The 12,588-nt window shown below is 31.2% G+C and carries 17 protein-coding genes; 5 read left to right on the top strand and 12 right to left on the bottom strand.

Annotated features, from left to right (window positions below; all coding sequences use genetic code 11):
- Window positions 1–8 precede the first annotated feature (8 nt).
- Window positions 9–452, top strand: a complete 444-nt coding sequence (locus HX005_RS07840) for a CYTH domain-containing protein (RefSeq protein WP_286376922.1) — start codon at window positions 9–11, stop codon at window positions 450–452.
- Window positions 453–540: 88 nt separating this feature from the next.
- On the opposite strand, the gene HX005_RS07835 is transcribed toward HX005_RS07840, so the two are convergent.
- Window positions 541–1,236, bottom strand: coding sequence for an LrgB family protein (locus HX005_RS07835; protein ID WP_286376921.1), 696 nt, complete (start codon window positions 1,234–1,236; stop codon window positions 541–543).
- Window positions 1,236–1,685 (bottom strand): CidA/LrgA family protein, encoded by a 450-nt coding sequence (locus HX005_RS07830; RefSeq protein WP_286376920.1) that lies wholly within the window; start codon window positions 1,683–1,685, stop codon window positions 1,236–1,238. Before HX005_RS07830 ends, HX005_RS07835 begins: the two co-directional genes overlap by 1 nt.
- Before the next feature lie 98 nt (window positions 1,686–1,783).
- Here HX005_RS07830 and HX005_RS07825 point away from each other — a divergent pair, with 98 nt between their 5' ends.
- Entirely contained in the window at window positions 1,784–2,683 is a 900-nt protein-coding gene (locus HX005_RS07825; RefSeq protein ID WP_107008638.1) for a LysR family transcriptional regulator, read from the top strand.
- Between the two features lie 53 nt (window positions 2,684–2,736).
- Here HX005_RS07825 and HX005_RS07820 read toward each other — a convergent pair whose 3' ends face one another.
- The 3 genes from HX005_RS07820 to HX005_RS07810 form a co-directional block, all read right to left on the bottom strand.
- Window positions 2,737–3,552: an alpha/beta fold hydrolase gene (locus tag HX005_RS07820; protein ID WP_286376919.1), complete on the bottom strand. Its 816-nt coding sequence runs from the start codon at window positions 3,550–3,552 to the stop codon at window positions 2,737–2,739.
- Between the two features lie 15 nt (window positions 3,553–3,567).
- Window positions 3,568–4,317 (bottom strand): HD domain-containing protein, encoded by a 750-nt coding sequence (locus HX005_RS07815; protein WP_286376918.1) that lies wholly within the window; start codon window positions 4,315–4,317, stop codon window positions 3,568–3,570.
- Window positions 4,318–4,653: 336 nt separating this feature from the next.
- Window positions 4,654–4,770 (bottom strand): hypothetical protein, encoded by a 117-nt coding sequence (locus tag HX005_RS07810; RefSeq protein WP_107008641.1) that lies wholly within the window; start codon window positions 4,768–4,770, stop codon window positions 4,654–4,656.
- A gap of 360 nt (window positions 4,771–5,130) precedes the next feature.
- Here HX005_RS07810 and HX005_RS07805 point away from each other — a divergent pair, with 360 nt between their 5' ends.
- Genes HX005_RS07805 through HX005_RS07795 form a run of 3 tightly spaced genes read left to right on the top strand, consistent with a single transcriptional unit; the run spans window position 5,131 to window position 6,834 of the window.
- Window positions 5,131–5,544: a YeeE/YedE family protein gene (locus HX005_RS07805; protein ID WP_286376917.1), complete on the top strand. Its 414-nt coding sequence runs from the start codon at window positions 5,131–5,133 to the stop codon at window positions 5,542–5,544.
- Window positions 5,545–5,546: 2 nt separating this feature from the next.
- Window positions 5,547–5,960, top strand: a complete 414-nt coding sequence (locus HX005_RS07800; protein WP_107008708.1) for a DUF6691 family protein — start codon at window positions 5,547–5,549, stop codon at window positions 5,958–5,960.
- 1 nt (window position 5,961) lies between these two features.
- Window positions 5,962–6,834 carry an MBL fold metallo-hydrolase gene (locus tag HX005_RS07795; protein WP_286376916.1) on the top strand — a complete coding sequence of 291 codons (873 nt, stop codon included), beginning with the start codon at window positions 5,962–5,964 and terminating at the stop codon, window positions 6,832–6,834.
- Window positions 6,835–6,872: 38 nt separating this feature from the next.
- Here the strand turns inward: HX005_RS07795 and HX005_RS07790 are convergent, their stop codons facing one another.
- The 7 genes from HX005_RS07790 to HX005_RS07760 form a co-directional block, all read right to left on the bottom strand.
- Window positions 6,873–7,028, bottom strand: a complete 156-nt coding sequence (locus HX005_RS07790; RefSeq protein ID WP_171405126.1) for a hypothetical protein — start codon at window positions 7,026–7,028, stop codon at window positions 6,873–6,875.
- 127 nt (window positions 7,029–7,155) lie between these two features.
- Window positions 7,156–8,082 carry an aromatic amino acid DMT transporter YddG gene (gene yddG / locus HX005_RS07785; RefSeq protein ID WP_286376915.1) on the bottom strand — a complete coding sequence of 309 codons (927 nt, stop codon included), beginning with the start codon at window positions 8,080–8,082 and terminating at the stop codon, window positions 7,156–7,158.
- A 100-nt stretch (window positions 8,083–8,182) separates the two neighbouring features.
- Window positions 8,183–8,758: a hypothetical protein gene (locus HX005_RS07780; protein ID WP_286376914.1), complete on the bottom strand. Its 576-nt coding sequence runs from the start codon at window positions 8,756–8,758 to the stop codon at window positions 8,183–8,185.
- 12 nt (window positions 8,759–8,770) lie between these two features.
- On the bottom strand, window positions 8,771–9,328 hold the full coding sequence (locus HX005_RS07775) for a hypothetical protein (RefSeq protein ID WP_286376913.1): 558 nt from the start codon (window positions 9,326–9,328) through the stop codon (window positions 8,771–8,773).
- Between the two features lie 172 nt (window positions 9,329–9,500).
- Window positions 9,501–10,196 (bottom strand): methionine ABC transporter permease, encoded by a 696-nt coding sequence (locus HX005_RS07770; protein ID WP_286376912.1) that lies wholly within the window; start codon window positions 10,194–10,196, stop codon window positions 9,501–9,503.
- Window positions 10,193–11,218, bottom strand: a complete 1,026-nt coding sequence (locus HX005_RS07765) for a methionine ABC transporter ATP-binding protein (RefSeq protein ID WP_286376911.1) — start codon at window positions 11,216–11,218, stop codon at window positions 10,193–10,195. The genes HX005_RS07770 and HX005_RS07765 overlap by 4 nt, the downstream gene beginning before the upstream one ends.
- Window positions 11,219–11,292: 74 nt before the next feature.
- Entirely contained in the window at window positions 11,293–12,165 is an 873-nt protein-coding gene (locus tag HX005_RS07760; protein WP_286376910.1) for a MetQ/NlpA family ABC transporter substrate-binding protein, read from the bottom strand.
- Between the last annotated feature and the right edge of the window lie 423 nt (window positions 12,166–12,588).

Here is a 12,588-nt window from a genome sequence, read left to right as displayed (position 1 = left end):
ATATTGAAATGAGAAATTTTTTTTTAAAAATAGCGCTAACTTGTATATTACTTTTTATATATTCAGATGCTTTTGCAGCATGTACATTTTCAGATACTGGTGCAGGTATGATTCGTATTCAACCTACTACAGGGAGTACTTCAACATTACAGATTAGAGTAAAATGCGATACAGATTTTAATATTCGCTTTAGTAGTCAAAATTTACTTGATTATAGTGGTCAAAGTGTATTAAAAAATGAAACAGCAGGGCGTTATACCAAATTAAAAAATAGTATTTCCGTTCAGTATGATTTATCTGGAAATGCAGGTTCACAATGGCAAGTTGCAAAACAACAGCAAAAAAATAGACAGCATCAATATATTATTATTGCACGTTTGGGAATGGTGAATATTGCTAACTTAGTTGCAGGTGATTATAAAGACCAAATTAATATAGAGGTTGATTATTAATAAGCCAATCAAAAAAAGAATATTAATTGGCTTATTTTGAAAACATTAAACATTAAACATTAAACATTAAACATTAAACATTCAAAATTTAAGCATTTAGCATTAAAATAAAATGTACAAGGCTAGGTCCTAAAACCACCATAAAAACTCCAGAAAGTACCATTGTTAAACTGGCAATAATGCCTTCTTCTTGATGACGCATATAGGCTTTACTTGTGCCAAAACCATGAGCAGCACTTCCTAATGAAGCACCTAAAGCAAAATGTGATTTTAAGCGAATAGCAGCTAAAATAAGATCACCAAATAACATACCAATAACTCCTGTAATCATTGTAAATAAAATTACAAGTTCAATAGAACCACCAATATGATTGACTAGTTCCATAGCAAAAGGAGTTGAAATAGAACGTGCCATTAAACTATAAGTTGTTATTTGGTCAAATTGAAATAACTGTGCTAAATAAAATGCGCTCAGCATGCCCATAAACATACCTATAAAAACTCCCATTGAAATAGAAATGATATGTTGTTTAATCATTTTTCGATATTCATAAATAGGAATTGCAAATGCAACGGTTGCAGGGCTTAATAACCAAACAATCCAATGGTTATCTATCATATAAGTTTCATAAGAAATATGTGTAAAGGCTAAAAATATAATCAATATTACTGGTACTAAAACAGCAGGTGAGAGCAAAAAATAAGGAAATTTACGATATATTTTTTTACTAATAACATATATAGATAATGTCATGATGAGACAAAAAATAGAGATAAAAGACATTAGTTTTTCTCCTGTAAATTTTTATCAGAATGCATTTTGTTTTTTAATATTTTTTTAATGATTTTTTCTAATTTAAAACCTAAATATACACTAAATGCAGTAAACACCATGACACAGGCTGTACCTAAAAATATAACAACAAATAACTTCCAGCCCTGATCTAAAAATAAGGATTGATATTGAGTTAAACCAACTAAACACGGAATAAAAAATAAAACTAATTCACCTAAAATAAAATCTGAACCTACTTTAACCCATTCTAATTTTAGAATACCGCTTATTAAAAAAATCAGTAAAATAAATAAACCCGTGACTGCTGCTGAAATCGGTAGATTCAAAATGTCTTGTACATATTTTCCTAATCCTAAAAAAAGGAAAATTAAACCCAATTGAAAAATAACTTTAAGAAAAAAAGAGCTTTGTGACGAGAATAGGGGTGTACTGGACATGAGGACAGCTTAGTTTCGGATGAGGTTATTATTTTAATGCTTATTTTTATGTTAAATTATGAATAATTAAATATATATTATTCTATTTTCGAATGTTTATGGATCTGAAGAATCTTAAAATTTTTGTTACAGTGGTTGAATCAAAAAGTTTTTCTATCGCAGCCGAGCGTTTATTTTTAACACAGCCCACGATTAGTAAAGCAATTGCAAGTTTAGAAGTTGATTTAGCAACAGCACTTTTTAAAAAAGGCGAAGCAGGTCGTAAGCGTGATGTCCAATTGACTTATACTGGTGAGTTAATTTATCAACATGCACAGACTATTTTAGCTGAACAGCAAAAAATTTATGACACGATTCAACAAGTTCAAAGTCTCAATAAAGGAAAACTAACCATAGGCTTACCTCCTCTCGGGTCTGTTTTACTCAGTTCATTAATTGCGTTATTTCATAAAAAATATCCAGAAATAGAGCTTAAATTTTTAGAGGTTGGAGCGAATGGAGTCGAAGAGGCGATTGCTGCGAAAACGGTAGATGTCGGGATTTTATTGGGTAATTTACGACCAAATTTTTCTGCAATTCCTGTTGCTGATTCAGCGATGTGTTTATTATCTGCAAAAGATTCTGTATGGAAAAATAGAACAAGTGTCGATCTTATTGAATTAAAAGATGAATCCTTTCTGCTATATGCAGATACATTTATGTTAAATAAAGTTATTTTAGATGCAGCAAACACTGTAGGTTTTGAACCTCGTGTTGTTTGTAAAAGTGGTCAATGGGATTTTATTTCAAAAATGGTCGAACTCAATATGGGTTTAGCATTATTACCTAAAATTTATTGTGATCAACTAAATCCAGAACATTTTAATGTTGCATTTTTATGCAATCCAAATTTACACTGGACATTAAGTATGGCTTGGAATACCTCTGTAGCAATGAGTCCTGCAACTCGTGCATGGCTAAATATTGTAGATGAAAATCGTGATAAAATTCACTTTTAATCTACATCAATAAATATGCATAAACAGCATCCGATTCTAAGTCTTTCATAGATTTATACTTGAAGAAAATCTTTAACTAATTTAACCACTTTTTCTGGTTGTTTTAGCCAGACTGAATGTTGATTGCCTTTTAAGCTTGTGGTGAGATCTAATTGCTTAACTTGAGCATCCTTAAAATAACGACTCAAAGCTAAAGTTGAGCGCATAGGTGCAAAATTATCTTGTACAAATTGAATAAATAATGCGGGCTGCTGAGACAAGTTTTCCTCAGAGATAATATGACGATAGTGACCTGTAAAAATTACTTTTGACCAATCACGCATTAAAGTTTTCGCTTCTTTTTTGCCAAAACCAACTTTATCACCTGCTAAATAACCATCTTTTAAAATCATGAGATTGAAAATCGTAGCAGCTTTTAAAATATTAAATTTTCCAGACATATTCCAATATTTTAAACCAATGTTTCCAGTTGCTACACCAATCACATGAATAGTATGGTGTTGAGCAAATAAAGTTGCTAAATGACCACCTAAACTATGCCCAAATAAAACAGGGGTTTTTTTAGATAAATCTTTTGCGATTTTTACCAACTGGGGGATAAAGTAAGCCAATAAATCGGCATAACCAAAATCAAAATCTGAGGACACTTGAGGAGTATTTCGACCACAACCAGGATAATCAGCAGCAATGACATTAAAGCCTTGTTGTATCAAGCTCTGAATAAGTTTTTCATATTTTTGAATGGGAACACCTAAAGCAGGCAGCATGATAATGCTATTTTTATGCTCAGAAATTTGGTAAACATCAACTAAAATAGGATGACTATGAGGAAATTGAATATAATGTTGTAAAAGATTTTGCTGAATCATGGTAAGTCCTCATTGTTATTTATTATTCAAATGAATCATCAACTTTAAACCTAGAGGACTTAGGAAAGCAGTCCTTCCATATGGATGACGTTTAATTTCTTGTTGAATTAACTCTTTAAAACTGACTTTAAAATTATCTTTAGGATAATGATTTAACACATCAAGATAAAATTTTTCAGAAATCAAATTTTGCTGAGTACCTACAACATCATAAGCTGTAGCTTGTTGTAATAATAAAATTTCTTTGGAAATATTATGATCATTTTCATTTAAATACCCATTCATATGCAGACAAATTGCATCAGCTATTCTCTGAGTTTTGTCTTGAGGAAAATCATGTTGCTGACATAATTGTTCGGCACGTAAGGCACTTTCAAAGGTAAAGCATTGGCAATAAGAGAATTCGGCTTGTGATTTTGCTAAACCAACATCATGCATTAAGCTCGAAACAAGAAAAACTTCTTCATCAAATTGCCATTTTTTATATTTTGCAATGGCAACTCCCCAAAAATAACAACGCCAAGAATGTTGGAAAATTATTTTAGACTCGGTTGTTTCTAATTCAAATAAAGCATCTTTGATCAGAGCTGTATCTGGAATTTGAATATTTTTTAGTACTAAGTCTGAATCTTGTGCATAAGTTCCCATTTTTGCATGAATAAAATTTAAACTGGCAGGGAGCATTACTTTTTGAATGAGCTGTAATTTTTCTAAAAAGCTCAATTTACCTTGAGTAAGGTTCATCCACTCTCGATCACCTAGCATAACTCACCAAAAAATCAATTAGAGTAATTACTCTAAAATATAGATGGGATATTTTAAAAATACAAGAGCTTTAATTTTTTAATGAAAATTGCGAGGGTTTTTTGCTGAATTAGAGAAAGGGGGGATCAAAATAAAAGTTTTAATTAGAATGATAAATCAAGTGAATATTATAAAATTTTAATAACATGACCAACGTTTAATCTCCTTCGCCATTTGATTTTAAAATATGAAAATCGTCAATTTAACCCAAACGATGAGCTATTCCATTTAGAGCAGAATCCGTGTATGACTTGTTATATTGACCAAATGGCATGTGAGAAAAGTCGGTTGCATATATTATTTTGACAGAAGATATTCCCAAATAATATAGCCTAAGCCAAATCCTAAGAATGAATAAGCAGTGATGATAAAAAATACAAAACTTGCTTTATTGTTCTTTCTTAAAAAATTCATATCATTGACCTTTTAACAGATTATGTTCATTGTGAATGAAATAAAATAAAAGGAAAGATACAAATTTGATGAAAAAAAATATAACAGAGAAAATTCTCTGTATTAATTTTAAATGAAAAAATCAAAGTAATATCGCTTTTATTTGGTTTAAATTTGGATTTAATCTATTGATTTTTTTGTTAAAAGTTAAATTTTAAAATCTTGTGATAGATTTTGTAATTTTCAATATTTTTGAAAATTAACAGTGATACTCTAAATCTCACAATAATGGTTTGATTAAAAAATAGTTTTAATATTATATAAAATAATATATTATAAAAAAGTATAATGTATTAAGTGACCAATTTTGAGTAATCAATCATGCATGAATATGTAAGCGCGTTTCTTGGTGGAACGCTATTGGGTGTTGCAGTTGTTGGATATCTCTATATCAATGGCAGAATTGCGGGGATCAGTGGTCTGATTGGGCAACTTTTTAATGGAACAGGACTTTTTCAGCGACCTGCAACTTGGTTCTTATTGGGCTTATTTGTTACTCCATTTATTTATGGTCTATTTATTACACCTAAAATTGAAATCTCGGCTTCACCTATCACTATGATTATTGCAGGAATTTTGGTTGGATTTGGTACACGCTTAGGTTCTGGTTGTACCAGTGGGCATGGAATTTGTGGAATGAGCCGTTTGTCTAAGCGTTCTATCGTAGCAACAAGTTTATTTATGTTTTCAGGTTTTGTGACGGTTTATATCATGCGTCATTTACTGGGGAATTAATGATGAAAAATGTCTTTGCTTTTATTTTTGGTGGCTTATTTTCTATTGGTTTGATGTTCTCAGGTATGGCAAACCCTGAAAATGTTCTTAGTTTTCTTGATATTTTTGGAGAATGGAATGCCAGTTTAATGTTTGTAATGTTAGGCGCAATTTTTGTTGCATTTATTCCATTTCAAAAGGCAATTCGTCGTCCTGTGACATTATTTAATGAGAAAATAGAATTACCAACATCAAATAAAATTGATCCACGTTTATGTATAGGTGCTTTAATTTTTGGTATGGGTTGGGGGATTGCAGGGATATGTCCAGCACCTGCTTTTACTTTAATTGGGCTAGGTTACTATCAAGCGATCTACTTTATCGTTGCGATGTTGTTAGGTGTGTGGTTACATCGAAAATTCTTAGGAGCAAAATAATATGTCAAAATTAATAGTGCAAGATTTTTTTGATGAAAAAACCAATACTTTCAGTTATGTAGTTGCAGATCCTCACTCTTTACAATGTGCAATTATTGATAGTGTTCTGAATTATGATGCAGCATCGGCAACGACTCAAACCACACAAGCAGATTTAATGATTGAATATATTCAAAATCATCAATTTACTGTGCAATGGATTTTAGAAACACATGTTCATGCAGACCATTTAACAGCTTCTCAGTATTTAAAACAAAAACTGGGTGGTCAGGTTGCAATGAGTAAGAAAATTAGTGAAGTACAACAAACATTTGCTGAAATTTATCATTTAGATCCACAACAAAAATCTTTTCATCTTGCCTTTGATTATTTATTTGAAGCAGGGGAAAGATTTAAAATTGGTCAAATCGAGGCTTATAGTATTGCGACACCGGGACATACACCAGCATGTCTAAGTTATGTCATACAAGACTGTGTTTTTGTGGGCGATACGCTATTTATGCATGATTATGGTACTGCACGCTGTGACTTTCCGAAAGGTAGTGCATCTCAATTATATGATTCAATTCAAAAAATATTTGAATTACCTGATGATTATCAAATATTTTTATGCCACGATTATTTGCCAAAAACACGTACAACATATCAATATAAAAGTACAGTTAAAGAGCAAAAATTAAAGAATATTCATGTGCATCAAGGTGTTGAAAAAGATCAGTTTGTACAGATGCGTGAACAACGTGATGCAACATTAGGCATGCCACAACTTATTTTACCTGCGATTCAAATTAATATGGTTGCAGGGCATTTTCCTGAGCCAGAAGCGAATGGAATACAGTATTTGAAAATACCCTTTAACTATTTCAAATCTTAGGCTGAGCCAAGATTTGTTTTAAATATTGATCAACAATATTAGGAGATTGAGTCGGCATTGACAGCTAAAATAACGCCAATAATGAATACAGAACAGTAAAGAAAAAACCAAAGCAGCATACGCTTAAAAGCCTTATCTGAAATCGAACTGTCCGCATATTTTGGTGCATTTTTAGCGTCTTGATCTTGGTTCATGATATTGATCTCACTTCAATTTCTTTTAATTAATTATGAGAAAAATGATGAGATATTTATAGATACAATGTGCTTAAAAAAAATTATAACAGCTAAAAGATGAAATCGTTATTCTAGACTGACCCATTTAAAATAGAATTTTGAGTTTACGGATACGTGGTTTAATGTGTTCCCAACTGGTTGAAATCCAACAAATGAATGAACCTAAAGTTACAAAAATGACGCCATGCCAAAATTCTAAAGATAATGTCGTTTTTAAAATAATCATAGAAAATACGGTAGAAAATATAGGGCTAAAATATGAAAGTGTTACTAATATTGTGATATTGCCCTTAATAATTCCAATATTCCAAGCGGCATAACCTAAGGCTGTCGCCAAAGAAACACCTGCTAAATAAGGTGCAACGTCCATATTTAATGGAGGTAATTCTTCGAGTGAATATTTAAATAATAATTTTGCCCATAATACAATTGAAATCATTAAGAAATAAAGTGCGATAGGGTTGTGACCTTGGCTATATTTTTTAGTCACTACACAATAAATTGCCCATAGCAGTGCACCCATAAATGCCAAAATATAACTTATAGGGTTAGACATAAAATGTGCGGAAATTTCTGTCCATGTTAAAGCACCATTGCCTGTTTGAATCAGGACAATACCGCTCATGCTAATGACTAAGCCAAGTACAACAAATATGCTGAATTTTAACTCTTTAAATAAAATTAACATGACCACAGTCAAACTTGGCCATAAATAATTAACCAAGCTAATTTCAATGGCTTGTTGTGCAGTTTTAGCAAGTGCAATTGCATAAGAAAAGCAAAGTTCATAGACTAAAAATAATAAAGATGCGCCAATTAAATATTTTTTAGGAATTTCACTGAGTTTGGGAATCTTGAAAATAGCTAATAAAATCAGTGTGCTAAAGCTATACATTAAGGTCACAGCATAATCTGCACCAAGCAAACTACTGAGATTTTTTAATAAGCCAACGAGAGTTGACCACAGTAAAATAGCGCTAAAACCAATCAGCGTCGCAAGATTTTTTGACATGACAGAGCTTCTGCTTCAACCCATGAAAAATGGGGCGATGGGAGAGAAAATTGACCCAAATATTATAACGCTTTTCTATAAAAATAAGATCAAAATTTAATTATTTTGTGAGCGTATATAATGTGTTTTGCTGTATATGATTTTTGATGACAATAAGGATTTTTTTGACTTCAGCATCAGTTAAATTAATGCCGAAATAAATTTTTTGCTGTTTAGTTTCAATTAATATTTGCCCATCTTCGAGTTTGGGTAAGTTTAAGTTAGCTGTAGGTTGTACCCAAAAATCATATTGGATATTTATAATTTCACTTATATCAATCATTTGCTTTTCCGTATAATTTTTTTGAAAAAATCTTAGCGGGTAAGTTTTTTCTAAAGTCATATGTGTTAAATCTAAACTCACTTTTTCTTTGCCATATAATAACCATAAGCATTCAGTCAGTGTTTTATACGTTAGCACACAAGCAAAACTATTCCATATTAATAGAATGAAAATACTATCTGTATCATTAACTAAAGAGGTAAATAATGAACTTATTCCTATAAATAAAAATACTAGACATGTAATAACAAATGGGATCATTAAATGTTTAAAAACGCTTTTTGTGATTTTTAAGTGAATACAAACTGTAGTCGCATTTTGTTTTATATCAATATCATTATATGTTTGATACATGAAATTCATTGACTAAGCTCTTTCTAAATGCAAATGATGAGATTCAAACCATTGATTAATATTTAAAATAATAGAATTAGCCTCATCTTCAGAGAGATTAATACCAAAGGAGTGTTTTAGGTTATATTTGGCTCTAAAGTGAATATTACCTTTACTTGGGCTTGGCAGATTTACGCCACGCCAAGGATTTTCCCAAGCTTGATAATGTAATTTTTTAAAGTCTATTAAGTTAATTTTATATTCTGAGATTTGATTAAATGGTAGATATTTTTTAAAAACTAAATAATCTGAATTAAAAATGAGTTCTTCATGTGTGTTTTTGAGCCAAGCAATAAAATAAAAGTTGAGTCCAATCATTAATGTTGAAACTAATAACCATAATATGAGTGGAATTTGTTCATTAAAATGATGAGGTTGTAATTGTGTAGAAGCAATCGCAACACTGATAAAAAACCAAAAAATCATAAATAAGCGTATAAATAAAATGGAAGATTTAAAGCGACTACCATTCATATAAATATTAATGCTCAACTGGGTATTCGATTTTTGTATGGAAACTTGGTTACTCATGAAAATTTAAATAGCTTAAGCTTATTAATATTAAAAAATTAATGTAAAAATTGATTGTATAAAACTAACATAATATATAAGTAAGATACAGATTTTATTTTAATAATAAAGTGTTTATAAAAAAACCAGTACTTAAAGTACTGGTTTAAAAAGAAATTTTAAAAATAAGTAATTATCTCAGTTTAGAAAGCCAATCTCCCAAACTTTGTACGAGTTGTACTAAAATTAATAATACAATCACAGTTAAAATAACCACGCTAGTATCAAAACGTTGATAACCATAAGAAATTGCCAAATCGCCAATACCACCTGCACCCACGGCACCTGCCATTGCTGTTGCACCAATTAAACTAATGGTTGCTGTTGTTAAATTTAAAATTAAAGAACTTCGTGCTTCAGGAATAATAAATTTAAAAATAATTTGCCAAGGAGAAGCGCCCATTGCTTGAGCAGATTCAACGATTCCTTCATTGACTTCTAAAAGTGAAGTTTCAATTAAACGACCGATATAAGGACCAACATAAATAGTCAGCGGCACGATTGCTGCCCAAGTACCGATCGATGTGCCGACGATCATTTTGGTCAGAGGAATAACAGCAATTAATAAAATAATAAAAGGCAGGGAGCGCAAAGCATTAACTATTGGATTAAGCACATGATAAATCACTTTATTGGGTAAAATTCCATTAGGACGTGTTAACAATAAAATGATCGCTTGAATGAAGCCCCAAATACCTCCAAATAGCATGGCAAAAAAGACCATATGCATAGTTTCTTGCATTGCTGTAACAAACTGGTCTATAGATAATGAGCTCTGCCAATAGGGAGCAGTGATTTCAGTTAACCATTGAACAATGAAATCTCTCATTCTGCTACTCCTGCTTGAGATACTTTAACACCTTGTAAAGCAAGGAATTGAACAGCTTGTTGAATGACAATTGGGTCACCCAATAACTGTACAAACATTTGCCCAATAACTGATCCATTAATTTCAGTCATATTGGCAAATAAAATATTAAGACTAATATCAAATTGTTGAATTAGTTTTTGAATCACGGTTTCTTGTGCAGAAGTGCCCAAAAATTGCAGATTATAAATACTGTTATGATTTTTATTTTCAAGATTATTCAAAATATTGACAGGTAATTGTTGCTGTAAAACAGTTTGAATAAAATTGCGAGTGGTTGGCTGTTTGGGACGGCTAAAAATATCAATTGTTGAGCCAGTTTCAATAACTTTACCATACTCCATGACGGCGACATAATCACAAATAGACTCGATAACATCCATTTCATGTGTCACCATAACTATGGTAATACCTTGTTCTTTATTAATTTTTTTCAATAAAGATAAAACAGATTTGGTTGTTTGTGGGTCTAAAGCTGAAGTTGCCTCATCACAAAGTAAAATTTTTGGATGATTGGCAAGCGCACGAGCAATACCGACACGCTGTTTTTGCCCACCTGAAAGTTCATCAGGAAAAGCATTACGTTTATGTTTTAAATCAATAAAATCGAGTAATTCATTGAGACGTTTTTCACGTTCATTTTTAGAAAAACCTAAAAGCTTCATAGGCATTTCAATATTGGCAGCAACCGTTTTAGTTTCAAGTAAATTAAAATGCTGGAAAATCATACCAATATTTGCACGTTCTTGACGCAAAGCACGTGCATCTAGGGCTGTATAGTCTTTTTGATTGATAATGACTTGACCTTGCGTTGGGCGCTCCAAAAGGTTAATCATACGAATTAAGGTACTTTTTCCTGCACCACTATAACCAATAATGCCAAAAATACTGCCATTAGGGATTTGTAAATTGATATCATCTAATGCACGTACAGTTTGACCTTTAAGTACATAGTGTTTAGAAATATTTTTAAATTCAATCATGTTGTCAAAAACTATACAAAAAATGAAAAACAGGCAAAATCATTTTGCCTGTTTTATGGAAAGCAGAATAGGGGTTATTTGTTTTCTGTAAGATAAGTTACAGGTTTATTTACATCAATTTTAGTACCACCAAAATGCTCTTGGACATATTTTCCTACTGCAGCAACATGGTAAAGTTCACCTACTTTTTTCAAGAGAGGATCATCTTTACGTGATTCTGCTACAGCAAGAATATTCACGTTCATTTTTGTGCTTTGATCAATCGGTTCATAATAAATTGAATCTTTTAATACATTCAATCCACCTTCCATTGCTAAAGTATTGCCTAAAATAATTGCATCAACTTCGTCTTTAGCACGCACTGCAGTTGCCATTTGGATCGGCTTAATGACAATTTTTTTACTATTTTCAACAATATCAGCAGGTGTACCTTTGACACTGTCAAAACCTGATTTTAATTTAACTAAACCTGCTGATTGTAATAATAATAAGGCACGAGATTCATTAGCCCCATCATTTGGAATTGCAATAGTTGCACCTTGAGCAAAGTCTTCAACTTTTTTTACTTTACTTGAGTAAATGCCCATAGGTTCTAAATATGTAGTTGAAATTGGTGCAATTTTATCTTTATTAGACTCATTAAATGCAACTAAATAAGCATAAGATTGAAAGGCATTGATATCAATTTCTTTATTGGCAACGGCTGTATTCATTGATACATAATCAGTGAAATTTTTAACCTCAAGTTTGATTCCTGCTTGTTTAGTTTCAGGCAATGTTGCGATATAACGCCAAATATCAGCATCTGAACCTGTGGATGCCATAACAACAGTTTGTTCTTTCCCTGAGTCGCTTGGAGCTGCTTCTGTTTTTGGTGCCTCTTGTTTACCACATGCTGCTAGAGAAAGGACAGATGCACTGAGTAAAATGCCAAACAATTTGTTCATGTTCAAATCCTGAGTAATAAAATGTATTTAAATCACTACACTTTTAAATTAAAATTTTCAAGTACCCAATACAGCTTAAAACAAATTTTCGTCTTCTCTAAGGTTTTGATATGACAAACAAAAAATTTTAAATTTGCAATTGGTTCTAGCAATTTACGATGTAAATTTAAGCTTTAATGACCTGAGCATAAAACATAAATTACATAATATTCACTAAATTTTTATTTATCATACCAATAAATTTAACTTATACATAGTCACTCACGATAAACAAAGTTCTTAGGAAAAATCCTTATAAAATAATCAATTGTCTAAAAAAACAAATAAAACAAAAACTTTAGTTGAATAGAGTAGAGGATTAGATTACTTTTTGTCCTTATTCTTTAATATAAGATATTATGAAAATTATATGATAAAAGTTCA

This window comes from Acinetobacter sp. R933-2, from assembly GCF_030325485.1.
GTDB lineage: Bacteria > Pseudomonadota > Gammaproteobacteria > Pseudomonadales > Moraxellaceae > Acinetobacter > Acinetobacter sichuanensis.
The sequence above is the reverse complement of the archived record's forward strand: the minus strand, read 5'-3'. Positions and strand labels throughout refer to the sequence as shown.

Coding starts and splice junctions, on each gene's coding strand:
- HX005_RS07840 (WP_286376922.1), top strand. CDS start 9: ATGAGAAATTTTTTTTTAAAAATAGCGCTAACTTGTATATTACTTTTT.
- HX005_RS07780 (WP_286376914.1), bottom strand. CDS start 8,758: ATGTATCAAACATATAATGATATTGATATAAAACAAAATGCGACTACA.
- HX005_RS07795 (WP_286376916.1), top strand. CDS start 5,962: ATGTCAAAATTAATAGTGCAAGATTTTTTTGATGAAAAAACCAATACT.
- yddG (WP_286376915.1), bottom strand. CDS start 8,082: ATGTCAAAAAATCTTGCGACGCTGATTGGTTTTAGCGCTATTTTACTG.
- HX005_RS07790 (WP_171405126.1), bottom strand. CDS start 7,028: ATGAACCAAGATCAAGACGCTAAAAATGCACCAAAATATGCGGACAGT.
- HX005_RS07835 (WP_286376921.1), bottom strand. CDS start 1,236: ATGTCTTTTATCTCTATTTTTTGTCTCATCATGACATTATCTATATAT.
- HX005_RS07775 (WP_286376913.1), bottom strand. CDS start 9,328: ATGAGTAACCAAGTTTCCATACAAAAATCGAATACCCAGTTGAGCATT.
- HX005_RS07805 (WP_286376917.1), top strand. CDS start 5,131: ATGCATGAATATGTAAGCGCGTTTCTTGGTGGAACGCTATTGGGTGTT.
- HX005_RS07760 (WP_286376910.1), bottom strand. CDS start 12,165: ATGAACAAATTGTTTGGCATTTTACTCAGTGCATCTGTCCTTTCTCTA.
- HX005_RS07825 (WP_107008638.1), top strand. CDS start 1,784: ATGGATCTGAAGAATCTTAAAATTTTTGTTACAGTGGTTGAATCAAAA.
- HX005_RS07765 (WP_286376911.1), bottom strand. CDS start 11,218: ATGATTGAATTTAAAAATATTTCTAAACACTATGTACTTAAAGGTCAA.
- HX005_RS07770 (WP_286376912.1), bottom strand. CDS start 10,196: ATGAGAGATTTCATTGTTCAATGGTTAACTGAAATCACTGCTCCCTAT.
- HX005_RS07830 (WP_286376920.1), bottom strand. CDS start 1,685: ATGTCCAGTACACCCCTATTCTCGTCACAAAGCTCTTTTTTTCTTAAA.
- HX005_RS07820 (WP_286376919.1), bottom strand. CDS start 3,552: ATGATTCAGCAAAATCTTTTACAACATTATATTCAATTTCCTCATAGT.
- HX005_RS07815 (WP_286376918.1), bottom strand. CDS start 4,317: ATGCTAGGTGATCGAGAGTGGATGAACCTTACTCAAGGTAAATTGAGC.
- HX005_RS07810 (WP_107008641.1), bottom strand. CDS start 4,770: ATGAATTTTTTAAGAAAGAACAATAAAGCAAGTTTTGTATTTTTTATC.
- HX005_RS07800 (WP_107008708.1), top strand. CDS start 5,547: ATGAAAAATGTCTTTGCTTTTATTTTTGGTGGCTTATTTTCTATTGGT.